Annotated in this window: 21 protein-coding genes and 1 pseudogene; 10 read left to right on the top strand and 12 right to left on the bottom strand. The window is 60.9% G+C overall.

Annotated elements, in window-relative coordinates; translation table 11 throughout:
* The first annotated feature begins 6 nt into the window (after nt 1-6).
* The 5 genes from exbD to AAEZ06_RS15710 all read left to right on the top strand — a co-directional run bounded on the left by exbD (nt 7) and on the right by AAEZ06_RS15710 (nt 5778).
* Nucleotides 7-432: a TonB system transport protein ExbD gene (gene exbD, locus AAEZ06_RS15730; protein ID WP_133100757.1), complete on the top strand. Its 426-nt coding sequence runs from the start codon at nt 7-9 to the stop codon at nt 430-432.
* A complete protein-coding gene (locus AAEZ06_RS15725; RefSeq protein ID WP_133100756.1) occupies nt 429-1175 on the top strand; it encodes an energy transducer TonB family protein in 747 nt (248 codons plus the stop codon). Before exbD ends, AAEZ06_RS15725 begins: the two co-directional genes overlap by 4 nt.
* 127 nt (nt 1176-1302) lie before the next feature.
* Nucleotides 1303-2223 (top strand): hydrogen peroxide-inducible genes activator, encoded by a 921-nt coding sequence (locus AAEZ06_RS15720; RefSeq protein ID WP_149412560.1) that lies wholly within the window; start codon nt 1303-1305, stop codon nt 2221-2223.
* Between the two features lie 7 nt (nt 2224-2230).
* Nucleotides 2231-4306: an ATP-dependent DNA helicase RecG gene (recG, locus tag AAEZ06_RS15715; protein WP_149412559.1), complete on the top strand. Its 2076-nt coding sequence runs from the start codon at nt 2231-2233 to the stop codon at nt 4304-4306.
* Between the two features lie 77 nt (nt 4307-4383).
* A complete protein-coding gene (locus AAEZ06_RS15710) occupies nt 4384-5778 on the top strand; it encodes an aminoacyl-tRNA deacylase and HDOD domain-containing protein (RefSeq protein WP_350615133.1) in 1395 nt (464 codons plus the stop codon).
* Between the two features lie 81 nt (nt 5779-5859).
* On the opposite strand, the gene AAEZ06_RS15705 is transcribed toward AAEZ06_RS15710, so the two are convergent.
* The 4 genes from AAEZ06_RS15705 to AAEZ06_RS15690 all read right to left on the bottom strand — a co-directional run bounded on the left by AAEZ06_RS15705 (nt 5860) and on the right by AAEZ06_RS15690 (nt 8350).
* Nucleotides 5860-6240: a helicase gene (locus tag AAEZ06_RS15705; protein ID WP_350615131.1), complete on the bottom strand. Its 381-nt coding sequence runs from the start codon at nt 6238-6240 to the stop codon at nt 5860-5862.
* 274 nt (nt 6241-6514) lie between these two features.
* Nucleotides 6515-6790: an HU family DNA-binding protein gene (locus tag AAEZ06_RS15700; protein WP_003177201.1), complete on the bottom strand. Its 276-nt coding sequence runs from the start codon at nt 6788-6790 to the stop codon at nt 6515-6517.
* Nucleotides 6791-6981: 191 nt separating this feature from the next.
* The gene (locus AAEZ06_RS15695; protein WP_149412556.1) at nt 6982-8130 is read right to left on the bottom strand and encodes an NAD(P)/FAD-dependent oxidoreductase; all 1149 of its coding nucleotides are present in this window, start codon (nt 8128-8130) and stop codon (nt 6982-6984) included.
* Nucleotides 8131-8182: 52 nt separating this feature from the next.
* The gene (locus AAEZ06_RS15690; protein ID WP_032856748.1) at nt 8183-8350 is read right to left on the bottom strand and encodes a rubredoxin; all 168 of its coding nucleotides are present in this window, start codon (nt 8348-8350) and stop codon (nt 8183-8185) included.
* A gap of 196 nt (nt 8351-8546) precedes the next feature.
* On the opposite strand from AAEZ06_RS15690, the gene AAEZ06_RS15685 reads away from it, so the two are divergent.
* Nucleotides 8547-9110 carry a chorismate--pyruvate lyase family protein gene (locus AAEZ06_RS15685; protein ID WP_149412555.1) on the top strand — a complete coding sequence of 188 codons (564 nt, stop codon included), beginning with the start codon at nt 8547-8549 and terminating at the stop codon, nt 9108-9110.
* Nucleotides 9110-10000, top strand: coding sequence for a 4-hydroxybenzoate octaprenyltransferase (ubiA, locus tag AAEZ06_RS15680; RefSeq protein WP_149412554.1), 891 nt, complete (start codon nt 9110-9112; stop codon nt 9998-10000). Before AAEZ06_RS15685 ends, ubiA begins: the two co-directional genes overlap by 1 nt.
* Nucleotides 10001-10074: 74 nt before the next feature.
* Here the strand turns inward: ubiA and AAEZ06_RS15675 are convergent, their stop codons facing one another.
* Nucleotides 10075-10455, bottom strand: a complete 381-nt coding sequence (locus tag AAEZ06_RS15675; protein WP_149412553.1) for a COG4315 family predicted lipoprotein — start codon at nt 10453-10455, stop codon at nt 10075-10077.
* 152 nt (nt 10456-10607) lie between these two features.
* Here AAEZ06_RS15675 and phoB point away from each other — a divergent pair, with 152 nt between their 5' ends.
* From phoB to AAEZ06_RS15660, 3 genes are all read left to right on the top strand, one after another.
* Nucleotides 10608-11297 (top strand): phosphate regulon transcriptional regulator PhoB, encoded by a 690-nt coding sequence (gene phoB / locus AAEZ06_RS15670; RefSeq protein ID WP_133100722.1) that lies wholly within the window; start codon nt 10608-10610, stop codon nt 11295-11297.
* Between the two features lie 140 nt (nt 11298-11437).
* Entirely contained in the window at nt 11438-12724 is a 1287-nt protein-coding gene (gene phoR, locus AAEZ06_RS15665; RefSeq protein ID WP_256666174.1) for a phosphate regulon sensor histidine kinase PhoR, read from the top strand.
* Between the two features lie 122 nt (nt 12725-12846).
* Complete coding sequence (locus AAEZ06_RS15660; RefSeq protein ID WP_149412551.1) at nt 12847-14187, top strand: hemolysin family protein; 1341 nt, start codon at nt 12847-12849, stop codon at nt 14185-14187.
* Here the strand turns inward: AAEZ06_RS15660 and AAEZ06_RS15655 are convergent.
* From AAEZ06_RS15655 to AAEZ06_RS15625, 7 genes and pseudogenes are all read right to left on the bottom strand, one after another.
* Nucleotides 14186-14266: pseudogene (locus AAEZ06_RS15655) on the bottom strand (outer membrane lipoprotein carrier protein LolA); the annotation flags it as partial. The gene AAEZ06_RS15660 and the pseudogene AAEZ06_RS15655 overlap by 2 nt on opposite strands.
* Nucleotides 14267-14291: 25 nt before the next feature.
* Nucleotides 14292-14987 (bottom strand): M23 family metallopeptidase, encoded by a 696-nt coding sequence (locus tag AAEZ06_RS15650; RefSeq protein ID WP_149412550.1) that lies wholly within the window; start codon nt 14985-14987, stop codon nt 14292-14294.
* A 79-nt stretch (nt 14988-15066) separates the two neighbouring features.
* On the bottom strand, nt 15067-15966 hold the full coding sequence (locus AAEZ06_RS15645) for a response regulator (RefSeq protein ID WP_149412549.1): 900 nt from the start codon (nt 15964-15966) through the stop codon (nt 15067-15069).
* 167 nt (nt 15967-16133) lie between these two features.
* On the bottom strand, nt 16134-16895 hold the full coding sequence (gene phoU / locus AAEZ06_RS15640; RefSeq protein WP_133100717.1) for a phosphate signaling complex protein PhoU: 762 nt from the start codon (nt 16893-16895) through the stop codon (nt 16134-16136).
* A 115-nt stretch (nt 16896-17010) separates the two neighbouring features.
* Complete coding sequence (pstB, locus tag AAEZ06_RS15635; RefSeq protein ID WP_065883786.1) at nt 17011-17844, bottom strand: phosphate ABC transporter ATP-binding protein PstB; 834 nt, start codon at nt 17842-17844, stop codon at nt 17011-17013.
* Nucleotides 17845-17935: 91 nt separating this feature from the next.
* Entirely contained in the window at nt 17936-19606 is a 1671-nt protein-coding gene (gene pstA / locus AAEZ06_RS15630) for a phosphate ABC transporter permease PstA (protein ID WP_149412548.1), read from the bottom strand.
* Nucleotides 19607-19621: 15 nt separating this feature from the next.
* Nucleotides 19622-21907: an ABC transporter permease subunit gene (locus AAEZ06_RS15625; protein ID WP_350615125.1), complete on the bottom strand. Its 2286-nt coding sequence runs from the start codon at nt 21905-21907 to the stop codon at nt 19622-19624.
* Nucleotides 21908-22021 lie beyond the last annotated feature (114 nt).

Below are 22021 nucleotides of genomic sequence, written 5' to 3'. Positions count from 1 at the left end.
TCGGCCATGGGCCTGCATTTGAATCAAGGCGACGACGAACTCGTCGAGAACCACGAAATCAACGTCACGCCGTTTATCGACGTGATGCTGGTGCTGCTGATCATCTTCATGGTGGCAGCACCCTTGGCCACGGTGGACATCAAGGTTGACCTCCCCGCCTCCAGCGCGAAACCTGCGCCACGGCCAGAGAAACCGGTGTTCCTCAGCGTCAAGGCCGACCAGCGCCTGTTCCTGGGCGAAGAAGAAGTCAAATCCGAAACCCTGGGCGCTGTGCTCGACGCCAAGACCCAGGGCAAGAAAGACACGACCATCTTCTTCCAGGCCGACAAAGGCGTGGACTATGGCGACCTGATGCACGTGATGGATGCCCTACGGGCAGCCGGCTACCTCAAGGTAGGCCTGGTCGGACTTGAGACGGCAGCCAAGAAATGATCACGACGCGCCACAAACTGACGCGTTATGGCACAAGCCTCGCCGTCGTGCTGGGCGTCCACGCCGTCGCGATTATCATCGCGCTCCAGTGGTCGGCGCCACATACGGTCCAGCTGCCACCGGCCGCCATGGTCATCGACCTGGCACCGATGCCGGCGCCACCCCCTCCGGCCCCGCCGAAGGTGGTGACGCCGCCGCAACCGCCTGCGCCGGTGGAAGAGCTGCTATTGCCGAAGCTGGCCGAAGCACCGAAACCAACGATTTCGGTACCCAAGCCGGTCAAGCCCAAGCCAAAACCACAACCACCCAAGCCTGAGAAGAAGCCCGAGCCGCCCAAGGAAAAACCTTCCGAAGACCCGCCGAGCGAGAGCCCTCAGAACAACGCGCCTACGGAAAAATCGGCTCAACCTCAACCCGGCCCGTCACCGCAGCAGACTGCTGCCAAGGCTACCTGGGAAAGCACCTTGCTCGGCCACTTGGCGAAGTACAAGAAGTACCCGCCAGGCGCCCAGTCACGGGGCAAAGAAGGCTTGAACCGCTTGCGTTTCGTGGTCGATGCCGAAGGCAAGGTGTTGTCCTATGAGCTGGTGGGCCGCTCCGGCAACGCCGACCTGGACCGCGCCACCCTGGACATGATCCGTCGTGCCCAGCCGCTGCCCAAGCCACCTGCCGACATGTTGAAAAACGGCAGCATCGAAATCGTTGCTCCGTTTGTCTACAACATCGAGAAACGTCGCAGGTAACAACAACGCGGGGTATCTGCTACCCCGCGGGGTTATTACGTTCTTCGCGAACAAGCTGGCTACTACATAACGTGCGTCTATCGATTGCAGCCGGTATGCTTGGTCCGCAACCTCATGGACGCCCGCTATGACTCTTACAGAATTACGCTACATCGTAACCCTCGCCCAAGAGCAGCACTTCGGCCACGCGGCCGAGCGTTGCCATGTCAGCCAGCCGACCTTGTCGGTGGGTGTGAAAAAGCTTGAAGACGAACTCGGTGTGCTGATTTTCGAGCGCAGCAAAAGCGCCGTGCGCCTGACCCCGGTCGGCGAAGGCATCGTCGCCCAGGCCCAGAAGGTTCTGGAGCAAGCCCAAAGCATTCGCGAACTGGCACAGGCCGGCAAAAACCAGCTGACAGCACCGCTGAAAGTCGGCGCAATCTATACTGTCGGCCCCTACCTGTTCCCGCACCTGATTCCGCAACTGCACCGCGTCGCGCCGCAGATGCCTTTGTATATCGAAGAAAACTTCACCCACGTGCTGCGCGACAAACTGCGCAACGGCGAACTGGACGCGATCATTATCGCCCTGCCGTTCAACGAGTCGGACGTGCTGACCCTCCCGCTCTACGATGAGCCGTTCTACGTGCTGATGCCGGCGTCCCACCCATGGACGCAAAAAGACACCATCGACGCCGCCCTGCTCAACGACAAGAGCCTGCTGCTGTTGGGCGAAGGCCATTGCTTCCGCGACCAGGTACTGGAAGCCTGCCCGACCCTGACCAAAGGCAACGACGGCGCCAAGCACACCACCGTGGAATCAAGCTCCCTGGAAACCATCCGCCATATGGTGGCGTCCGGCCTGGGCATTTCGATCCTGCCGCTGTCAGCGGTGGACAGCCATCACTACGCCCCCGGCGTGATTGCCGTGCGCCCACTGACGCCGCCGGTGCCGTTCCGCACCGTGGCGATTGCCTGGCGCGCCAGCTTCCCGCGCCCGAAAGCCATTGAAATCCTCGCCGACTCGATCCGCCTGTGTTCGGTGGCCAAGCCGCCCGCTGCGAGCTAAGGGCCGTATGACCGAGTTGTCGCAGGTGTCAGTGACGGCACTCAAGGGTGTCGGTGAAGCCATGGCCGAAAAACTGGCCAAGGTCGGCCTGGAAAACCTCCAGGACGTACTGTTCCACCTGCCCCTGCGCTATCAGGATCGTACCCGCGTGGTGCCCATCGGCCATTTGCGCCCTGGGCAGGACGCGGTCATCGAAGGCACCGTCAGCGGTGCCGATGTGGTGATGGGCAAGCGCCGTAGCTTGGTGGTACGCCTGCAAGATGGCACCGGCGGCCTGAGCCTGCGCTTCTACCATTTCAGCAACGCCCAGAAAGAAGGCCTCAAGCGCGGCACCCGCGTACGCTGCTACGGCGAAGCCCGCCCCGGTGCCTCGGGGCTGGAAATCTACCACCCGGAATACCGCGCCATTACTGGCGACGAACCACCGCCGGTGGACCAGACTCTTACGCCGATCTACCCGCTCACCGAAGGCCTGACCCAACAGCGTCTGCGCCAGCTATGCCAGCAAACCCTGACCCTGCTCGGCCCCAAAAGCTTGCCCGACTGGCTGCCCGAGGAACTGGCGCGGGATTACCAATTAGCGCCGCTGGATGACGCCATTCGTTACCTGCACCATCCGCCGGCCGACGCTGACGTCGACGAACTGGCCCTCGGTCATCACTGGGCCCAGCATCGCCTGGCGTTCGAAGAGCTGTTGACTCACCAACTGTCCCAGCAACGCCTGCGCGAGAGCATGCGCTCTCTGCGCGCGCCAGCAATGCCAAAAGCCACCCGGCTGCCGGCGCAATACCTGGCCAACCTGGGCTTTGCGCCCACCGGTGCCCAACATCGGGTCGGCAATGAGATCGCCTACGACCTCAGCCAGAAAGAACCGATGCTGCGCCTGATCCAAGGTGACGTAGGCTCCGGCAAGACCGTGGTCGCCGCCCTCGCTGCACTACAAGCCCTGGAGGCCGGTTATCAGGTGGCGCTGATGGCGCCCACTGAGATCCTTGCCGAGCAGCACTTCATCACCTTCAAGCGCTGGCTCGAACCCCTGGGCCTGGAAGTGGCGTGGCTGGCGGGCAAGCTCAAAGGCAAGAACCGTGCAACGGCTCTGGAGCAGGTCGCAGCCGGTGCACCCATGGTGGTCGGTACCCACGCACTGTTCCAGGATGAGGTGAAATTCAAGAACCTGGCCCTGGTGATCATCGACGAACAACACCGCTTCGGCGTGCAGCAGCGCCTGGCGCTGCGCCAAAAGGGCGCGGGTGGACGGATGAGCCCGCACCAGTTGATCATGACCGCCACGCCGATCCCGCGCACCCTGGCCATGAGCGCCTATGCCGACCTCGACACCTCGATTCTCGACGAACTGCCGCCAGGCCGAACTCCAGTCAATACGGTGCTGATCACCGACAGCCGCCGCGTCGAAGTCATCGAACGGGTACGCGACGCCTGCGCGCAAGGGCGTCAGGCCTATTGGGTGTGCACACTGATCGAGGAGTCGGAAGAGCTCACCTGCCAGGCCGCCGAAACCACCTACGCAGACCTCACCAGCGCCTTGGGCGAGCTCAAGGTCGGGCTGATTCACGGGCGCATGAAGCCGGTGGAAAAAGCCGCGGTGATGGCCGAATTCAAGGCTGGACACCTGCAGTTGCTCGTGGCGACCACCGTGATTGAAGTCGGTGTCGACGTGCCCAACGCCAGCCTGATGATCATCGAAAATCCCGAGCGCCTGGGCCTGGCGCAGTTGCACCAGTTGCGCGGTCGCGTCGGCCGGGGTAGCGCCGCCAGCCACTGCGTGCTGCTATACCACCCACCGTTATCGCAGATCGGCCGCCAACGCCTGGGAATCATGCGCGAAACCAACGACGGTTTCGTGATCGCCGAAAAAGACCTCGAACTGCGCGGCCCCGGCGAGATGCTCGGCACCCGCCAGACCGGCCTGCTGCAATTCAAGGTCGCCGACCTGATGCGCGATGCCGACTTGCTGCCTGCCGTACGGGACGCCGCCCAGGCGCTGCTGGAGCGCTGGCCGCAACACGTCAGCCCGTTGCTCGATCGCTGGTTAAGGCATGGGCAGCAATACGGCCAAGTGTGACGGCACAATCACTTAGTCGACCCTCACCCGCATCAAGCTGGTTATACTCCGATGACTGTAGGAAATTGGATCAGGCCATGCCAGAAGTTGCCCTCGCCACAGCCCCGCCGACCGCACCTTCGGTCATTCGGGCTCTGCTCGCAAAACTCGCCATCAGCTACACGGAAGTCGCCGAACAGCCTGGCCTGAACCCTGCACGAAAGGTTCAAGCAGTGCTGCTCGATGATGCCGTGGGCGCGCTGATGGTGCTGTTTCCCCAGAGCCAGTTGCTGGACCTCAATCGCCTCACTGAATTGACAGGTCGCAGACTCACCGCTGTGTCTCAGGAACGCCTTGAGCGCATGCTCGGCAAGCACAGCCTGAGCCTGTTGCCTGGCCTGCCGCCGCTGACCAGCTCGCCGTGCCTGTATGAAGAAAGCCTGCTGCGCGAACCAACCTTGCTGGTTCACTCGGGCGAGGCCGGTGTGTTGCTGCAAATCTCCAGCGAAGCCTTCAAGAGCATGTTGACCAAAGCCAGCGCCGCCAACTTCGGCGAGCCCCTGAGCAGCATCCAGCCTAACCTTGACCGACCGAACGACGACCGCCAAGAAATCACCCAGGCGGTACAGGCCTTCACCGCCCGGCGCATCCAGCAACGCCTGGAAGAGACCATCGAGATTCCACCCCTGGCCGACACGGCGCAGAAAATCATCAAGCTGCGGGTAGACCCCAACGCCACCATCGACGACATCACCGGCGTGGTGGAAACCGATCCGGCCCTGGCCGCGCAAGTAGTGAGCTGGGCGGCGTCGCCGTACTACGCCTCGCCGGGCAAGATTCGTTCGGTGGAAGACGCCATCGTCCGCGTGCTTGGCTTTGATCTGGTAATCAACCTGGCCCTCGGCCTGGCCTTGGGCAAGACCTTGAGCCTGCCCAAAGACCACCCGCAACACGCAACGCCGTACTGGCATCAGTCGATCTACACCGCTGCGGTAATCGAAGGCCTGACCCGCGCCATGCCCCGCGCCCAACGCCCGGAAGCAGGCCTGACTTACCTGGCGGGTCTGTTGCACAACTTTGGTTACCTGTTGCTGGCCCACGTCTTCCCGCCGCACTTCTCGCTAATCTGCCGGCACCTGGAGGTCAACCCGCACCTGTGCCACAGCTACATCGAGCAGCACCTGCTGGGGATCAGCCGCGAACAGATCGGCGCCTGGCTGATGCGCTACTGGGATATGCCGGACGAGTTATCCACAGCCCTGCGCTTCCAGCACGATCCAACCTACGACGGCCAATACGCCGAATACCCGAACCTGGTGTGCCTGGCCGTGCGCCTGCTGCGCAGTCGAGGCATTGGGTCCGGGCCGGATGAAGAAATCCCGGACGAACTGCTGGAGCGCCTGGGCCTGGCCCGGGACAAGGCAGAGGATGTGGTGAGCAAGGTGTTGGATGCGGAAGTGTTGTTGCGCGAATTGGCTTCGCAGTTCAGCTAGGGCTAAACAGCCTCTTGGGCAAAGAGCTTGTTGTGGCGAGCGGGCTTGCCCGCTCGCCACATGGAGCTGCTCCGACTCTGTTTATGCCTTCGGCTTTTTCTTCGGCTTCAAATACTTGGTCAACCCCTGGAACCACATCACCAGTGCCGGGTTGCCCTTGATCTGGATCGACTTGTCCTGAATGCCCGTCATGAACGCCAGTTGCTTGTTCTTCGCCTGCATCGTGGCGAAACCATAGGCGGCATCTTTAAAGACGATAGCGAACGCAGGCTCGGGGTGAACACCCGAACGGCTGGTGATGCGCTGGTTCTTGACGATGAAGTGACGGGCAACCTTGCCGTCGAGGGTCTGCAGCTGAAACGCCAGGTCCTTGTCACCCAGCTGTTGCTGGAACGCAGGATTGTTGCGGCTAGCTTTGCCCATCAACAGGCCCAGCATCCACAGAAGAAAACGAAATTTCATGCACACGGCCTCAGTGTAATTATTGGGTGGCCGCAGCAGTTTAACGATTTGCGCGCAGAACGCTACCGATCTCCCGCGTTAGCAGGAGATCGGCTTGCGTTTACCGCTTATAGCAACAACTTTGCTCAGACGTTAGGGCAAGGAATCGGTGCCCAATCAGCTAGGTTTCATTTAAAGGGGAATACACTGCCCCACAAAAAATGGGCACCCGACCCAGTCGGCGTGCCCATTTTTCATTCCACGCTCGCTATGTGCGGCGCGCGTACTTCGCTACTTAAGGATTGACGCTGTCTTTCAAGAATTTACCTGGCTTGAACGCCACGGTATTACTCGCCTTGATTTTCACCGGCTCGCCGGTTTGCGGGTTTTTGCCGGTGCGGGCGCCGCGGTGGCGCTGCAGGAAGGTGCCGAAGCCGACCAGGGTGACGCTGTCCTTGCGATGCAGGGCGCCAGTGATTTCTTCAAGAACGGCGTTGAGTACGCGGTTGGCTTGTTCTTTGGTGAGATCAGCTTTTTCAGCAATAGCGGCTGCAAGTTCTGGTTTACGCATAAGTGAAGCCTCTTTGACGGTTTTTTGTTGTTATGTCCGTGCCGCTCTCTGACGGAGCAGCGCCCAAGGCGCCGCAGGCTCTACTCTGCGGCAGACGGGAGTGAGAATGGCATGCCATCGGAGCCTGCGCCAGTCTCGCGGCGACCTTTCTACGGGCAAAAGCGTGCTTATTCCGACAGAACGACCGGTATTTACGCCAGCAACGGCGGAAGCTCCTTGTTCAGCGCCAGTTTTTCCATAACGGCAGTGCCGGTCAGGGCGTAGCCGAGCAAGCGACCACTGGCATCGCGGCACAATGCCTTGATATCGGCGCCCTGCCCCTCGACGCTCCAGACGCCTTCGGTGCCCCGTGGTGGTGGCGATACCACCAGCGGGCAGACCGGGGTTTTCACGGTGACCGGCATCGGGCCGTAATTGACTGCCGTGGCGTTGCCCGCCAGCGTTTGGGCCAGGGCACGGGCGCAGCTCATCAGCGGCATCACGTAGAGCAAGTTTAGGCCATCGACCTCGGCGCAGTCGCCCAGGGCGTAAATATTGGCGTGGGAGGTCTTGAGATGACGGTCGACCATGATCCCACGGTTGGTCTGCAAGCCGGCTGCGGCGGCTAGGTCTACACGCGGGCGCAGGCCGATGGCGGACACAACCAAGTCACACTGGATCACTTCGCCATCGGATAGGTGGGCTTCCAGGCCTTCCGCGTTGCGTTGCAGGCGATTGAGCACCGGCCCCAGGTGGAAACGCGCACCGAGGCCTTCCAACCCAACCTGGACCGCTGCAGCTGCCGCCGGGTGCAGCAGCGTCGGCATGACCTGCTCGCAGGGTGCCACCAGGTCGATTTCGTAACCGCCGAGGATCAGGTCGTTGGCAAATTCGCAGCCTATCAGGCCGGCACCCAGCAGCAAGACCCGGCGCTTGCCGGCTGCCGCCGCGCGAAAGCGGGCGTAATCTTCAAGGTCGTTGATCGGGAAAATCAGCTCCGAGGCGTCGCCTTGCACCGGCACCCGCACGGTTTGCGCACCCCAGGCGAGGATCAGGTCGCGATAGGCCACCGCTTCCTCGCCGATCCACAGGCGCTTGTGGCCGGGGTCGATGCCGCTGATGCGCGTATGGGTGCGCACTTCGGCCTTGAGTTGCTCGGCCATGGCCCCTGGTTCGGCCATGCTCAGGCCATCGGCTTCCTTGTTCCTGCCAAAGCCGGTGGAGAGCATGGGCTTGGAGTAGGAACGCCCGTCGTCGGCGGTAATCAGCAACAGCGGGGTTTCGCTATCGAGCTTGCGAAACTCCCGGGCCAGGTTGTAACCGGCCAAACCCGTACCGACGATGACGACAGGTGCGCTCATTCCTTTCTCCTTGTAATACGTTTTTTTAAAATCGTTTCTTAAATTCAAAGAGTTAGCCGATTTCGATCATTTCGAAATCCATTTTGCCGACGCCGCAGTCCGGGCACAGCCAGTCTTCGGGCACGTCCTGCCACAGGGTGCCTGGGGCGATTCCGTCATCCGGCCAACCGTCCGCTTCGTTGTAGATCAGGCCGCAGACTACACATTGCCACTTCTTCATTACTCGCTTCCTCAGGGTCCAGGCTTGTTGGCCGACAGTCTATAGATCCAGCCTTGCCGTGCGGCTCAGGGCGTTTTGTACTGATCGGGACGCACAGATGCAAGCATGTTCGACGCGTGGCCCCGGCGGCGCCCGGCAAAAGTCCGGGGCGCCATGGTAAGCTCACCGCCTCTTTTGCTGCCAATACTGACCCACTGTGCCGCACTCAATCACCCTTCCCGATGCTTGCCAATGGCTGACCCAGAGCCTTCTAAGCCCCCTGCCCGCACCGCCCGCCCTCGACTGGCTATTCGATGAAGGCTCGCTGACGCGGCGCCTGACGCGCCTGTCCAATGACGCTTTCAGCGTGACGCCGTTGCTCGAAGGCTGGCAGCCGCTGCGAGACGACGAATGCGCCGCCCTCGACCTGCCTCCCTCAAGCATTGGCTGGGTGCGCGAGGTGTATTTGCGCGGCCACGGCCAGGCCTGGGTGTTCGCCCGCAGCGTGGCGGCCCGCAGCGCCTTGCAGGATGGCGGTTTGAACATGGATGCGTTGGGCAGCCGCTCGCTGGGGGAATTGCTGTTCTGTGACCAGGCGTTTACGCGCCAGGCCATTGAGGTCTGCCAGTACCCACGGGAATGGCTGCCGCAGGCCGCGCAAGCCAGTGCACTGTGGGCGCGCCGCTCGCGCTTTGATCGCGGGCCGCTGAGCGTGCTGGTGGCCGAAATCTTCCTGCCGAGCCTGTGGCAGGCGGTGCACCAACACCCGGAGAATTGCTGATGTACCAGCGTCTGCTCAAATCCTTGAACCGCCTGAACCCCAGGGCCTGGGACTTTATTCAACTGACCCGTATGGACAAGCCTATCGGCATCTACCTGCTGCTGTGGCCGACCCTTTGGGCGCTATGGATTGCCGGTAAGGGTTCGCCGTCCCTGACCAATATCGTGATTTTCGTCCTCGGCGTGGTGCTGACCAGGGCCGGCGGTTGCGTGATCAATGACTGGGCCGACCGCAAGGTCGACGGCCATGTGAAACGCACCGAACAGCGGCCACTGGTGAGCGGCAAGATCAGTTCGAAAGAGGCGCTGGTGTTCTTTGCGGTACTGATGACCCTCAGTTTCCTGCTGGTGCTGCTGACCAACTCCATGACTATCTGGCTGTCGTTGGGCGGCCTGGCGTTGGCCGCCAGTTACCCCTTCATGAAGCGCTATACCTATTACCCGCAAGTGGTGCTGGGCGCGGCATTTTCCTGGGGCATGCCAATGGCGTTCACCGCCGAGACCGGCAGCCTGCCGGCCACCGCCTGGTTGCTGTACATCGCCAACCTGTTGTGGACCGTGGGTTACGATACCTACTACGCCATGACCGATCGTGAAGACGACTTGAAAATCGGGGTCAAATCCACAGCCATTCTGTTTGGCGACGCCGACCGGGTGATCATCCTGACCTTGCAGGGACTGGCGCTGGTTTGCCTGCTGCTGGCGGGGTCGCGCTTTGAGTTGGGTGGCTGGTTCCACTTGGGACTGGCGGCAGCGGCGGCGTGCTTTGCCTGGGAGTTTTGGTACACCCGTGACCGGGACCGGCTGAAGTGCTTCAAGGCGTTTTTGCACAACCACTGGGCAGGGTTGGCGATTTTTGTCGGGATTGTGGCGGATTACGGGTTTCGTTGAGCCCCGCTGGATGTGTGGTGTCTGGGCCGACACCATCGCGGGCGAGCCCGCGATGATCTCAAGGGCGACGTGGATTAAGGTTTGGCGACTTTCCACGCCCCATCCATTTTGCCATCACCCGTCTTGTCACCGGCCGCTTTATCCATGACGAAGGTGTAGAGCGGCTTGCCGCTGTAGGCCCATTGGCTCTTTTGGTCGTCACGGGTGATCACGGTCCATTTGCCCATGGGTTTGTCGGTGGATTCAGCCATCAGCGGTGGCCAGTTGGTAGCGCACTTGTCATTGCACATGGACTTGCCGTCGGCATCCTTGGCGAAGGTGTAGAGCGTCATGCCCTCGTGATCCACCAACATCCCGTCTTTGGTCATCGCCGGATCAGCCGCAAACGCCAGTGTCGGCAGCGTTAACGCCGTCGTTACCAGCAGGACTTTCCAGGAAAAAGTACTGTGAGTCATCGGAACCTTCCTTTTGTAGTTGTCAGGATTCGGACCCAAAGCGTAGTTCAGGACAGCGCCGATTGCGCAGGCTACTAAAATACTGTCACACGACTGCAATAATTCCGTTATCTAATGCGGCGCAAGACAGTTAAATGACAAGAGGACTTAGCATGGTTGGCAGGAGCATTCTGATCGTTGACGACGAAGCGCCTATTCGCGAAATGATCGCCGTTGCGTTGGAAATGGCCGGCTATGACTGCCTGGAGGCGGAGAACTCCCAGCAGGCCCATGCCATTATCGTCGACCGCAAGCCAGACCTGATTTTGCTGGACTGGATGCTGCCCGGCACTTCTGGCATCGAGCTGGCCCGGCGCCTCAAGCGCGATGAGCTGACCGGGGATATCCCAATCATCATGCTCACTGCCAAGGGCGAAGAGGACAACAAGATCCAGGGCCTGGAGGTCGGCGCCGATGACTACATCACCAAGCCGTTTTCCCCACGGGAGTTGGTCGCCCGCCTGAAAGCCGTATTGCGCCGCGCCGGGCCCACCGATGGCGAAGCGCCTATCGAAGTTGGCGGCCTGTTGCTGGACCCCATCAGCCACCGCGTCACCATCGATGGCAAACCTGCCGAGATGGGCCCCACCGAATACCGTCTGCTGCAATTTTTCATGACCCACCAGGAGCGTGCCTACACCCGCGGGCAACTGCTGGATCAGGTCTGGGGCGGCAACGTGTACGTGGAAGAACGCACCGTCGACGTGCATATTCGCCGCCTGCGCAAAGCCTTGGGCGAGTCCTACGAGAATCTGGTACAAACCGTGCGCGGCACCGGTTATCGGTTTTCAACAAAAAGCTGATAAGGCAGCGGGAAGCTGCCAGCTACAAGCGGCAAGTCAAAAGCCGCATCGCTTTGACTTGCCGCTTGTAGCTTGAAACTTGCAACTGCTCCGAAGGACGCAAAGTGAACCAAAACTGGCACAGCACCCTGATCCGCCACATGCTCCTGTTGATCACCGGCTGTCTGCTGGTGGGCCTGGTCAGCGGCTTCTACGGCTGGAGCCTGGCCGTCGGCCTCGGCCTCTACCTGGGCTGGACCCTCAAGCAATTGCTGCGCCTGCACGAGTGGCTGCGCCAGCATAAACCCGACGAAGCGCCACCCGACGGCTACGGCCTGTGGGGCGAGGTGTTCGACAGCATCTACCACCTGCAACGCCGCGACCAACGGGTGCGCGGGCGCCTGCAGGCAGTGATCGACCGGGTCCAGGAGTCCACCGCCGCGCTGAAAGACGCGGTGATCATGCTCGACAGCGACGGCAACCTAGAATGGTGGAACCGCGCCGCCGAAACCCTGCTGGGCCTCAAGACGCCCCAGGACAGTGGCCAACCGGTGACCAACCTGGTGCGCCATCCGCGCTTCAAGGAATACTTCGAGCAGGACAACTTTGAAGAGGCCTTGGAGATTCCATCGCCCACCAACGACCGAGTGCGCATCCAGTTGTACCTGACGCGCTACGGCAATAACGAGCATCTGATGCTGGTGCGCGATGTCACCCGTATCCATCAACTGGAACAGATGCGCAAGGATTTCGTCGCCAACGTCTCCCATGAACTGCGCACGCCACTGACGGTGATCTGCGGCTACCTGGAGACGTTGCTGGATAACGTCGAAGAGGTGAACCCGCGCTGGAGCCGTGCCCTGCAGCAGATGCAGCAGCAAGGCTCACGCATGCAAACCCTGCTCAACGACCTGTTGCTGCTGGCCAAGCTGGAAGCCACCGACTACCCCTCGGACAACCAGCCAGTGCCGGTACAGAGCCTGTTGCAAACCATCAAGAGCGACGCCCAAGCCTTGTCCGGGCAGCGCGGACAGAGCATTTCGCTGGAGGCCGACCCGTCGGTCCTGCTCAAGGGCAGCGAGGGCGAGTTGCGCAGCGCCTTTTCCAACCTGGTGTTCAACGCGGTGAAATACACCCAGGACAAGGGCACGATCCGTATCCGCTGGTGGGCCGATCACCAGGGCGCACACCTGAGCGTGCAGGATTCGGGGATTGGCATCGACAGCAAGCACTTGCCACGCCTGACCGAACGTTTCTACCGCGTCGACTCCAGCCGCAACTCCAACACGGGTGGTACCGGCCTGGGCCTGGCGATCGTCAAGCATGTGCTGCTGCGCCATCGCGCACGCCTGGAAATCGGCAGCGTGCCAGGTCAAGGCAGTACGTTTACCTGCCATTTCCCGCCGGCGCAGGTGACACGCTCGCGGGTGGTCAGCCAGAACGAGTAGCCCCGCCCGGCAGCGGGCACTAGGCAAGCGCCGGTTCAGCCGCTACATTGGTAGTCTTGAGCCTGCCTTTCAGGCCCACCTGTTCATCCTTTTTGACTCGACGGAACCCGCAAAACCCCATCATGGACCCTTCCCCTAGTATCACCCTCGCGACACTCTTCGCCGATTTCGGCATGATTCTTTTTGCACTGGTCCTGGTACTGCTCAACGGCTTTTTCGTTGCTGCGGAATTTGCCATGGTCAAACTGCGCTCCACCCGGATCGAGGCCATCGCCCACTCCAACGGCTGGCGCGGACAGATCCTGCGCACCGTGCACAACCAGCTCGACTCCTATCTCTCGGCCTGTCAATTGGGTATCACCCTCGCCTCCCTGGGCTTGGGCTGGGTCGGTGAGCCTGCCTTCGCGCACATCCTGGAACCGCTGCTGGGTGCCATGGGCGTCGAATCGACCGAAGTGATCAAGGGCGTGTCGTTCTTTTCCGCCTTCTTCGTGATTTCCTACCTGCACATCGTGATCGGTGAACTGGCACCCAAATCCTGGGCCATTCGCAAACCCGAGCTGTTGTCGCTGTGGACCGCCGTGCCGCTGTACCTGTTCTACTGGGCCATGTACCCGGCGATCTACCTGCTCAACGCCAGCGCCAACGCCATCCTGCGCATTGCCGGCCAAGGCGAGCCCGGCCCGCACCATGATCACCATTACAGCCGCGAAGAACTGAAACTGATCCTGCACTCCAGCCGTGGCCAGGACCCCAGCGACCAAGGCATGCGCGTATTGGCCTCGGCCGTGGAAATGGGCGAACTGGAAGTGGTGGACTGGGCCAATTCCCGGGAAGACCTGGTGACCCTGGATTTCAACGCCCCGCTCAAGGAAATCCTGGCGCTGTTCCGCCGCCACAAATTCAGCCGCTACCCGGTGTACGACGCGGTGCGTAACGAATTCGTCGGCCTGCTGCACATCAAGGACCTGCTGCTGGAATTGGCGGCCCTGGACCATATTCCCGAGTCGTTCAACCTGGCCGAACTGACCCGCCCGCTGGAGCGCGTTTCCCGGCACATGCCGCTGTCGCAATTGCTGGAGCAGTTCCGCAAGGGCGGTGCGCACTTTGCCCTGGTGGAGGAAGCCGACGGCAATATCATCGGCTACCTGACCATGGAAGATGTGCTGGAAGTACTGGTGGGTGACATCCAGGACGAACACCGCAAGGCCGAGCGCGGCATTCTCGCCTACCAGCCGGGCAAGTTGCTGGTACGTGGTGATACGCCGCTGTTCAAGATCGAGCGCCTGCTGGGTATCGACCTGGACCACATCGAAGCCGAAACCCTCGCCGGGCTGATCTACGAAACCCTCAAGCGGGTGCCGGAAGAGGAAGAAGTGCTGGAAGTCGAAGGCTTGCGCATCATCATCAAGAAGATGAAAGGGCCGAAGATCGTGCTGGCCAAGGTGCTGATGCTCGATTAACTGTAGGAGCGAGCTTGCTCGCGAAGAACCAGAGAGCGCCGTTGGGTGCCAGGTTCCCCGCGTCATCGTTAACGACCATCGCGAGCAAGCTTGCTCCTACAGCCTCATGGCGTGCCCAACGCAAAGTTGGGCAAAGCCTGCACCGGCTGATTGAACTCGTACGGAATCGACACCAACCCCAACCTGGTGTTGCGCTGCACCACAAAATGCAGGTGTGGCCCGCTGCTGTTACCGGTATTGCCCGACAGCCCCAGCGCACTGCCCACCGCCACGCGCTGCCCCTCCCAAACGCTGACCGAACCTTGCTTGAGATGCAGGTACACGCCCATCGTGCCATCGTCGTGCAACACCCGCACGAAGTTGCCCGACGGATCACTGCCACGTCCGGCCTGGTCATTCTCGGTTTTCACCACCACCCCGCCCCGCGCTGCGATGATCGGCGTGCCTTCGGGCATGGCGATGTCCATGGCGTAGCGGCTCTTGACGTCGCAATGGCTGAAGGTGCCGTTCGCGCCCTGGGTCAGACGAAATGGGCCACCCTGCCAAGGCAAGGGGTAACGATAGGATGGGGTACGGGCGGACGGGGCTTGCAGCCGATTCTGATGCTTTTGGGGGTAGAGTACCTGGCGCTTAGGGTGCTCGATCATCCGATCCTGGAATACAAACGCCTGCGCCCCCGACGTCTGTCGGTCGCTGAAAAAGACGACGCCGTTAGCATCGGTAGATTTGTAGAGGGTCATGGCCATCGCCGACGTGGCGACCGTGAGCAGTCCACAGAAAAGCACTGAGCGCGCGAGCATAAGGTAGGCCTGCCGAGAACGACTGAATGGCAGGCTAACAAGGGATCATGACAACGCTGTGTGGGGTCATTCGGGGAGATCATGCACCCGGTACAAAATGCTTCTGCGCCGTGCCGCGGGCAATCAGCCGGGAGATATAGTCCAGTTTCTGCGCATCCTGGTCGATAAAGCGGAAGGTCAGTTGCAGCCAGTCGCTGTCGGGCTTGGGCTCAAAGGCGACGATGGCATGCAGGTAGCCGTTGAGACGGGCCACTTCGGCGTTGTCGCCCTGTTCAAGGTCGAGCACCGCGCTTTCCAGCACCTGGGGCAAGACTTCACCGCGACGCACCACCAGCAGCGCTTCCTTGATGCTCAGGGCCTTGATCACGCATTGCTGGGTGCCGCTGGACAGGCGCAGTTGGCCCTGGCCGCGACCGCTGGCCGCCGATGCTGCTGCCGGCGCTTGCACGGGCGGGCTGTTGAGCAGTCCTTTGCTGGGCGCCGCCACCGGGGCTGGCTTGACCGCTTCGGGCTTGCCACCGGTGAGCGCGCTCAGGGAGTCGTTGCCGAAGGCCGAGTTCATCTTGGTCGGGGCGCTGGCGATCAGCGCATCGAGGCGGCCGATCTTGTTCAGTGCCTGCTTGACCTTGCTCAGCAACTGTTCGTTGGTGAAGGGCTTGCTGACATAGCCGGAAACGCCGGCCTGGATCGCCTGGACTACGTTTTCCTTATCGCCACGGCTGGTCACCATGACAAATGGCATGGCTTTGAGATGAGGCTGTTCACGGCACCAGGTCAACAGTTCCAGACCGGACATTTCCGGCATTTCCCAGTCGCACAGGACCATGTCGAAGGTTTCGCGCATCAGGATGGCCTGGGCCTTTTTGCCGTTCACCGCATCTTCGATCTTGATACCGGGGAAGTAGTTGCGCAGGCACTTCTTCACCAGGTCGCGAATAAACGAGGCGTCATCCACCACCAACACACTGACTTTGCTCATCGACCCTTCATCCTATAAAAACCCCGGCAAGCATAGCGCTTCGCTGATGGCATTTCGCCAAAACTCTTCAGTCACGCCGGGACCTTACCTGCGTCCGCAGCGCAAAATTCATACGCCACAAACGAAAACGCCCGACCAGAGGCCGGGCGTTTATTTCTCGGGCAATCTTACTTATCGTCAGAAACGCCTGGAACATTAGGGATTTGATCGGCTGTGCCTTCAACTTCGGCCTTCATGCGCTTGAGACCCATGTGCCGCACGTCAGTGCCACGCACTAGGTAGATCACCAATTCCGAGATATTACGGGCGTGGTCGCCGATACGCTCCAGGGAGCGCAGGACCCAGATGATGTTCAGCACCCGCGAGATAGAGCGCGGGTCTTCCATCATGTAGGTGGCCAGTTCACGCAAAGCAGTTTTGTATTCGCGGTCGATGATCTTGTCGTACTGGGCTACCGACAAGGCCAGGTCGGCGTCGAAGCGGGCAAAAGCGTCCAGGGCATCACGAACCATGTTGCGCACCTGATCACCGATATGACGCACTTCCACGTAGCCACGCGGCGCTTCGCCTTCTTCGCACAACAGGATGGCCCGACGGGCGATCTTGGTGGCTTCGTCGCCGATCCGCTCCAGGTCGATCACCGACTTGGAGATGCTGATGATCAACCGAAGGTCAGACGCCGCCGGCTGGCGACGGGCGAGAATGCGCAGGCATTCTTCGTCGATGTTGCGTTCCATCTGGTTGATCTGGTCATCAATCTCGCGCACCTGCTGGGCCAGGCCCGAGTCGGCCTCGATCAGCGCCGTGACGGCGTCGTTGACTTGCTTCTCCACCAGCCCGCCCATGGCCAGGAGGTGGCTGCGCACTTCCTCAAGCTCGGCATTGAACTGCGCGGAGATGTGATGGGTAAGGCCTTCTTTGCTAATCATGCGTTTGCTCCGCAAAAGCTGTAAGCCGCAAGCTACAAGCTGCAAGCTGATGTATGTCGTTCCGTAAAATCGCTCTTACTTGCCGCTTGAAGCTTGCGGCTCGCAACTGCCCCTACTAGCCATACCGACCGGTGATGTAGTCTTCGGTCTGCTTCTTCGCCGGATTGGTGAACAGGGTATCGGTGTCGCCGAATTCCACCAGTTTGCCCATGTACATGAACGCGGTGTAGTCGGACACCCGAGCGGCCTGTTGCATGTTGTGGGTCACGATAACGATGGTGAATTTGGATTTCAGTTCGTAGATCAGCTCTTCGACTTTCAGCGTGGAGATCGGGTCGAGTGCCGAGCATGGTTCGTCGAGCAGCAGCACTTCCGGTTCCACGGCGATGGTGCGGGCAATCACCAGACGTTGTTGCTGGCCGCCGGATAGGCCCAGGGCCGATTCGTGCAGGCGGTCCTTGACTTCATCCCACAGCGCCGCGCCCTTGAGGGCCCATTCCACGGCTTCATCGAGGATGCGTTTCTTGTTGATGCCCTGGATGCGCAGGCCGTAGACCACGTTTTCGTAGATGGTCTTGGGGAACGGGTTGGGCTTCTGGAACACCATGCCCACCCGGCGACGCAACTCGGCCACGTCTTCGCCCTTGCGGTAGATGTTGGTGCCGTAGAGGTTGATCGCGCCTTCCACGCGGCAGCCGTCCACCAGATCGTTCATCCGGTTGAAGGTACGCAGCAATGTCGACTTACCGCAGCCGGACGGGCCGATAAAGGCAGTCACGCGCTGCTTGGGGATGTTCATGCTGACGTCGAACAGCGCCTGCTTGTCGCCGTAGTACAGGCTCAGGCCCGGGACTTCGATGGCCACGGTTTCCTGGGCGAGGCTCAGGCTCTGCTTGTCGCGACCCAGGGCTGACATGTTGATGCCGTGGGAATGGGTTTCGTGTTGCATGGGATGCTCCCTGTGCTACCAATTCGTTTCGTTGATCCGCTGGGTCAGCGGCTTACTTGATTCAGTGTCTGGTGCCGTCTCCTGTGGGAGCTTAACTATCCAGCGCTTTGTATTTTTCGCGCAGGTGGTTACGCATCCACACCGCCGACAGGTTGAGCGTGGCGATCACCATTACCAGCAGCAGCGCGGTGGCGTACACCAGCGGCCGTGCGGCTTCGACGTTGGGGCTCTGGAAGCCGACATCGTAAATATGGAAGCCCAAGTGCATGATCTTCTGGTCCAGGTGCAGGTACGGATAGTTACCGTCCAGCGGCAACGACGGTGCCAGTTTCACCACACCCACCAGCATCAGCGGCGCTACTTCGCCAGCGGCGCGGGCCACAGCGAGGATCATGCCGGTCATCATCGCCGGGCTGGCCATCGGCAGGACGATCTTCCACAGCGTTTCCGCCTTGGTCGCGCCCAATGCCAGGGAGCCTTCACGCACGGTGCGGGGAATCCGCGCCAGGCCTTCTTCAGTCGCCACGATCACCACCGGCACTGCCAGCAGCGCCAGGGTCAGGGACGCCCAGAGCAGGCCCGGCGTACCAAAGGTCGGCGCCGGCAGGGCTTCGGCGAAGAACAGCCGGTCCACCGAACCGCCCAGCACGTAGACGAAGAAGCCCAGGCCGAACACACCGTAGACAATTGCCGGTACACCGGCCAGGTTGTTCACCGCGATACGGATAATCCGTGTCAAGGTGTTCTGCTTGGCGTACTCACGCAAGTAAACCGCCGCCAGCACACCGAACGGCGTCACGATAATCGCCATGATCAAGGTCATCATCACGGTGCCGAAGATCGCCGGGAAGATCCCGCCTTCGGTGTTGGCTTCCCGTGGGTCGTCGCTGAGGAACTCCCAGATCTTGCTGAAGTAAAAACCGACCTTGGTCATGTAGCCCATGGCGTTCGGCTGGTAAGCGTGAACCACTTTGCCGATGCCGATTTCCACTTCTTTGCCATTGGCATCACGGGCGGTCAGGGCGTCGCGGTTGAACTGGGTGTGCAACTCGTCCAGGCGCGCTTCGATATCCTTGTAACGGGCATTCAATTCAGCGCGATCGGCATCCATGTCGGCCTGGGCGGCGGCGTCGAGCTTGCCTTCCATTTCCAGCTTGCGACCGTGCAAACGGATGCGTTCCAGACCGGCGTTGATCGCCCCGATGTCCGACTTCTCAAGACTCTTGAGGTCGGCGGCGAGCTTGTTGACCCGGCCCACGCGGGCTTGCAGTTCCGGCCAGGCCGCCGCGCCTTCGGCGATGACCTTACCGTCCTGTTTGACGTTGACCAGGGTGCCGTAGAAATTGCCCCACTCGCGACGCTCGATAGCCATCAACTCGACCGGCGTGGTCTGGTTGGTCAGCCACTCACCGACGATCCAGGTGAAGTCATTGCCGTTCAAGTCGCGGTTACCGACCTTGATCAGCTCGCGGGTCATGAATTCAGGACCTTGGTCCGGCACCGGTAAACCGGCGCTTTTCAGGCGTTCGCGGGGCACTTGTTCTTTCTGCACCACTTCGCCGATGACCATATGGTTAGCCTGGCCCGGTACGTCGTAGCTGGCCTGGATCAGGTCAGCCGGCCAGAAGTGGCCCAAACCACGCACGGCGATTACAGCCAGCAAACCGATGGTCATGATGACCGCGATGGACACCGCGCCACCGCTGATCCAGACGCCAGGGGCGCCGCTCTTGAACCATCCATTCAGGGAGTTCTGTTTCACAGACTTCTACCTTTCTTAAAGCGACGAGTATTTCTTGCGCAGACGCTGACGGATCAGCTCGGCGAGGGTGTTCATGACGAAAGTAAACAGCAGCAGCACCATCGCCGAGAGGAACAGCACGCGGTAATGGCTACCGCCAACTTCCGACTCAGGCATCTCCACCGCCACGTTGGCCGCCAGGGTGCGCAGGCCTTCGAACAGGTTCATTTCCATGATCGGCGTGTTGCCGGTGGCCATCAGCACGATCATGGTTTCACCTACTGCGCGGCCCATGCCGATCATCAGTGCCGAGAAAATCCCAGGGCTGGCGGTGAGAATCACCACGCGAGTCATGGTCTGCCACGGCGTGGCACCCAAGGCCAGGGAGCCTAGGGTCAAACCGCGGGGCACGCTGAATACGGCGTCTTCGGCGATGGAGTAGATGTTCGGGATCACCGCGAAACCCATGGCCAGGCCCACTACCAGGGCGTTGCGCTGGTCGTAGGTGATGCCCAGGTCGTGGGAGATCCACATGCGCATGTCGCCGCCGAAGAACCAGGTTTCCATGTACGGGCTCATGTACAGCGAGAGCCAGCCAATAAACAGGATCACCGGGATCAACATCGCACTTTCCCAGCCATCCGGGACTCGTAGACGGATCGACTCAGGCAGGCGGCTGAAGGTAAAACCAGCCACCAGGATGCCAATCGGCATAAGCATCAGCAGGCTGAAAATCCCCGGCAGGTGCCCTTCGACATACGGAGCAAGGAACAGGCCGGCGAAGAAACCGAGGATCACCGTCGGCATCGCTTCCATCAACTCGATCACCGGCTTGACCTTGCGGCGCAGGCTCGGCGCCATGAAGTAGGCAGTGTAGATGGCGGCAGCGATGGCCAAGGGCGCGGCCAGCAGCATGGCGTAGAACGCAGCCTTGAGCGTACCGAAGGTCAGTGGCGCCAGGCTCATCTTGGGTTCGAAATCGGTGTTGGCGGCGGTCGATTGCCAGACGTATTTAGGCTCGTCGTAGTTTTCGTACCAAACCTTGCTCCACAACGCGCTCCAGGAAACTTCCGGGTGCGGGTTGTCCAGCAGCAACGGCTGCAGCTTACCGCCCGCTTCAACGATGATGCGGTTGGACCGTGGCGACATGCCGAAAATGCCTTGGCCTTCCACGACCGGGTCCACCAGCAAGGTGCGGTGGGCGGTGCTGTGGAACACGCCAAGCTTGCCGGAGGCGTCGAGGGCAACGAAGCCCTTGCGACGTTCTTCAGCGGTAATTTCAACGATCGGCGTGGTGCCCATCTGGAAGGTGCGGATTTGCTTGAGGCGTTGCTCGCCGTCCGGGTCTCGGGCCATGAACCACTGGGCCAGGCCACCCTTGGAGGTACCGATGATCAGCGAGATGCCACCTACCAGTTGAGTACTGGCCGTCACTTCGCTTGCACCGTCTTCCAACAGTTTGTAGCGACCGTTGAGGCTCTTGTCCCGCAGACTGAACACATCGGCCAGGGCGCGACCGTTGATCACGTACAGCCACTGCTGGCGCGGGTCGACGAAGATGGCTTTCACCGGCTCGGTCATTTGCGGCAGCTCGATGCGCTTCTGCTCGCTGGTGACTTCGCCGGTCATCATGTTTTCTTCGCGGCTCAGGGACAACACGTTCAGGAAGGCACCGGCGGAACCGGCCACCACCAGCGAGGTGTCGGTGGCGTTGAGGGCAACGTGCTCCAACGGGCGACCCAGCTCGTCGAGGACGATCGGCGCTTCACCGTAAGGGTATTCGATGGCAGGCGAGATGGTCTTCTTGCCGTCCGGGTAGGTCACCTTGTAAGTGTGGCGGAACACCAGAGACTGGCCGTTGGACAGGCCGAGGATCACCAGCGGGCTGCCCGGCTGGTCTTCAGCAAAGGAGACGACGCTGGCACCGGCCGGCAGCGGCAGATTGACCCGCGTCAACTCGACACCGCTGTCGACACTGAAGAACAGCGCCTGGCCCTTGTCGGAAATCCGCATGGCGACCTGGTTCTGCTCTTCCAGGGAGATCATCAGCGGCTTGCCGGCGCCCTGTATCCAGGCAGGCGTCAGGGCATCTTCCTTGGTCAGGCTGGCACCCTGGAACAGTGGCGCAACCACATAGGCGAGGAAGAAGAAGATCAAGGTGATCGCGCCCAGAACGGCGAGGCCGCCGATCAGGACGTACCAACGGGTCAGGCGATCCTTGAGCGCGCGAATGCGGCGCTTGCGTTGCAGCTCAGGCGTATTGAAGTCAATGCGCTTGGGAGGAGAAGTCGTCGTCATGGTGGAATTGGCCAGATCATTCATGCGCACACCCTAGCGATTCTGTATGACAGAAAGATGACAATGCAGTGACGCAAGAAATCCGCCGCGTAGCAGGGCTGGCAGCGGACCGAAAAATTGGAGGCGGGGTCCAGGTCT

It is taken from the genome of Pseudomonas sp. HY7a-MNA-CIBAN-0227 (assembly GCF_040310325.1).
Classification (GTDB): Bacteria; Pseudomonadota; Gammaproteobacteria; order Pseudomonadales; family Pseudomonadaceae; genus Aquipseudomonas.
Note: the sequence above shows the minus strand (reverse complement) of the source record. Positions and strands in the feature narration are given on the sequence as shown.

Excerpts from the sequence above, each read along its gene's own strand:
- AAEZ06_RS15690 (WP_032856748.1), bottom strand. The coding sequence starts at position 8,350 with ATGAAGAAGTGGCAATGTGTAGTCTGCGGCCTGATCTACAACGAAGCG.
- AAEZ06_RS15720 (WP_149412560.1), top strand. The coding sequence starts at position 1,303 with ATGACTCTTACAGAATTACGCTACATCGTAACCCTCGCCCAAGAGCAG.
- phoR (WP_256666174.1), top strand. The coding sequence starts at position 11,438 with ATGCTCCTGTTGATCACCGGCTGTCTGCTGGTGGGCCTGGTCAGCGGC.
- AAEZ06_RS15660 (WP_149412551.1), top strand. The coding sequence starts at position 12,847 with ATGGACCCTTCCCCTAGTATCACCCTCGCGACACTCTTCGCCGATTTC.
- AAEZ06_RS15700 (WP_003177201.1), bottom strand. The coding sequence starts at position 6,790 with ATGCGTAAACCAGAACTTGCAGCCGCTATTGCTGAAAAAGCTGATCTC.
- AAEZ06_RS15675 (WP_149412553.1), bottom strand. The coding sequence starts at position 10,455 with ATGACTCACAGTACTTTTTCCTGGAAAGTCCTGCTGGTAACGACGGCG.
- phoU (WP_133100717.1), bottom strand. The coding sequence starts at position 16,895 with ATGATTAGCAAAGAAGGCCTTACCCATCACATCTCCGCGCAGTTCAAT.
- AAEZ06_RS15725 (WP_133100756.1), top strand. The coding sequence starts at position 429 with ATGATCACGACGCGCCACAAACTGACGCGTTATGGCACAAGCCTCGCC.
- ubiA (WP_149412554.1), top strand. The coding sequence starts at position 9,110 with ATGTACCAGCGTCTGCTCAAATCCTTGAACCGCCTGAACCCCAGGGCC.
- AAEZ06_RS15650 (WP_149412550.1), bottom strand. The coding sequence starts at position 14,987 with ATGCTCGCGCGCTCAGTGCTTTTCTGTGGACTGCTCACGGTCGCCACG.
- phoB (WP_133100722.1), top strand. The coding sequence starts at position 10,608 with ATGGTTGGCAGGAGCATTCTGATCGTTGACGACGAAGCGCCTATTCGC.
- AAEZ06_RS15705 (WP_350615131.1), bottom strand. The coding sequence starts at position 6,240 with ATGAAATTTCGTTTTCTTCTGTGGATGCTGGGCCTGTTGATGGGCAAA.
- AAEZ06_RS15695 (WP_149412556.1), bottom strand. The coding sequence starts at position 8,130 with ATGAGCGCACCTGTCGTCATCGTCGGTACGGGTTTGGCCGGTTACAAC.
- AAEZ06_RS15645 (WP_149412549.1), bottom strand. The coding sequence starts at position 15,966 with ATGAGCAAAGTCAGTGTGTTGGTGGTGGATGACGCCTCGTTTATTCGC.
- AAEZ06_RS15710 (WP_350615133.1), top strand. The coding sequence starts at position 4,384 with ATGCCAGAAGTTGCCCTCGCCACAGCCCCGCCGACCGCACCTTCGGTC.
- pstB (WP_065883786.1), bottom strand. The coding sequence starts at position 17,844 with ATGCAACACGAAACCCATTCCCACGGCATCAACATGTCAGCCCTGGGT.
- AAEZ06_RS15625 (WP_350615125.1), bottom strand. The coding sequence starts at position 21,907 with ATGAATGATCTGGCCAATTCCACCATGACGACGACTTCTCCTCCCAAG.
- recG (WP_149412559.1), top strand. The coding sequence starts at position 2,231 with ATGACCGAGTTGTCGCAGGTGTCAGTGACGGCACTCAAGGGTGTCGGT.
- exbD (WP_133100757.1), top strand. The coding sequence starts at position 7 with ATGGGCCTGCATTTGAATCAAGGCGACGACGAACTCGTCGAGAACCAC.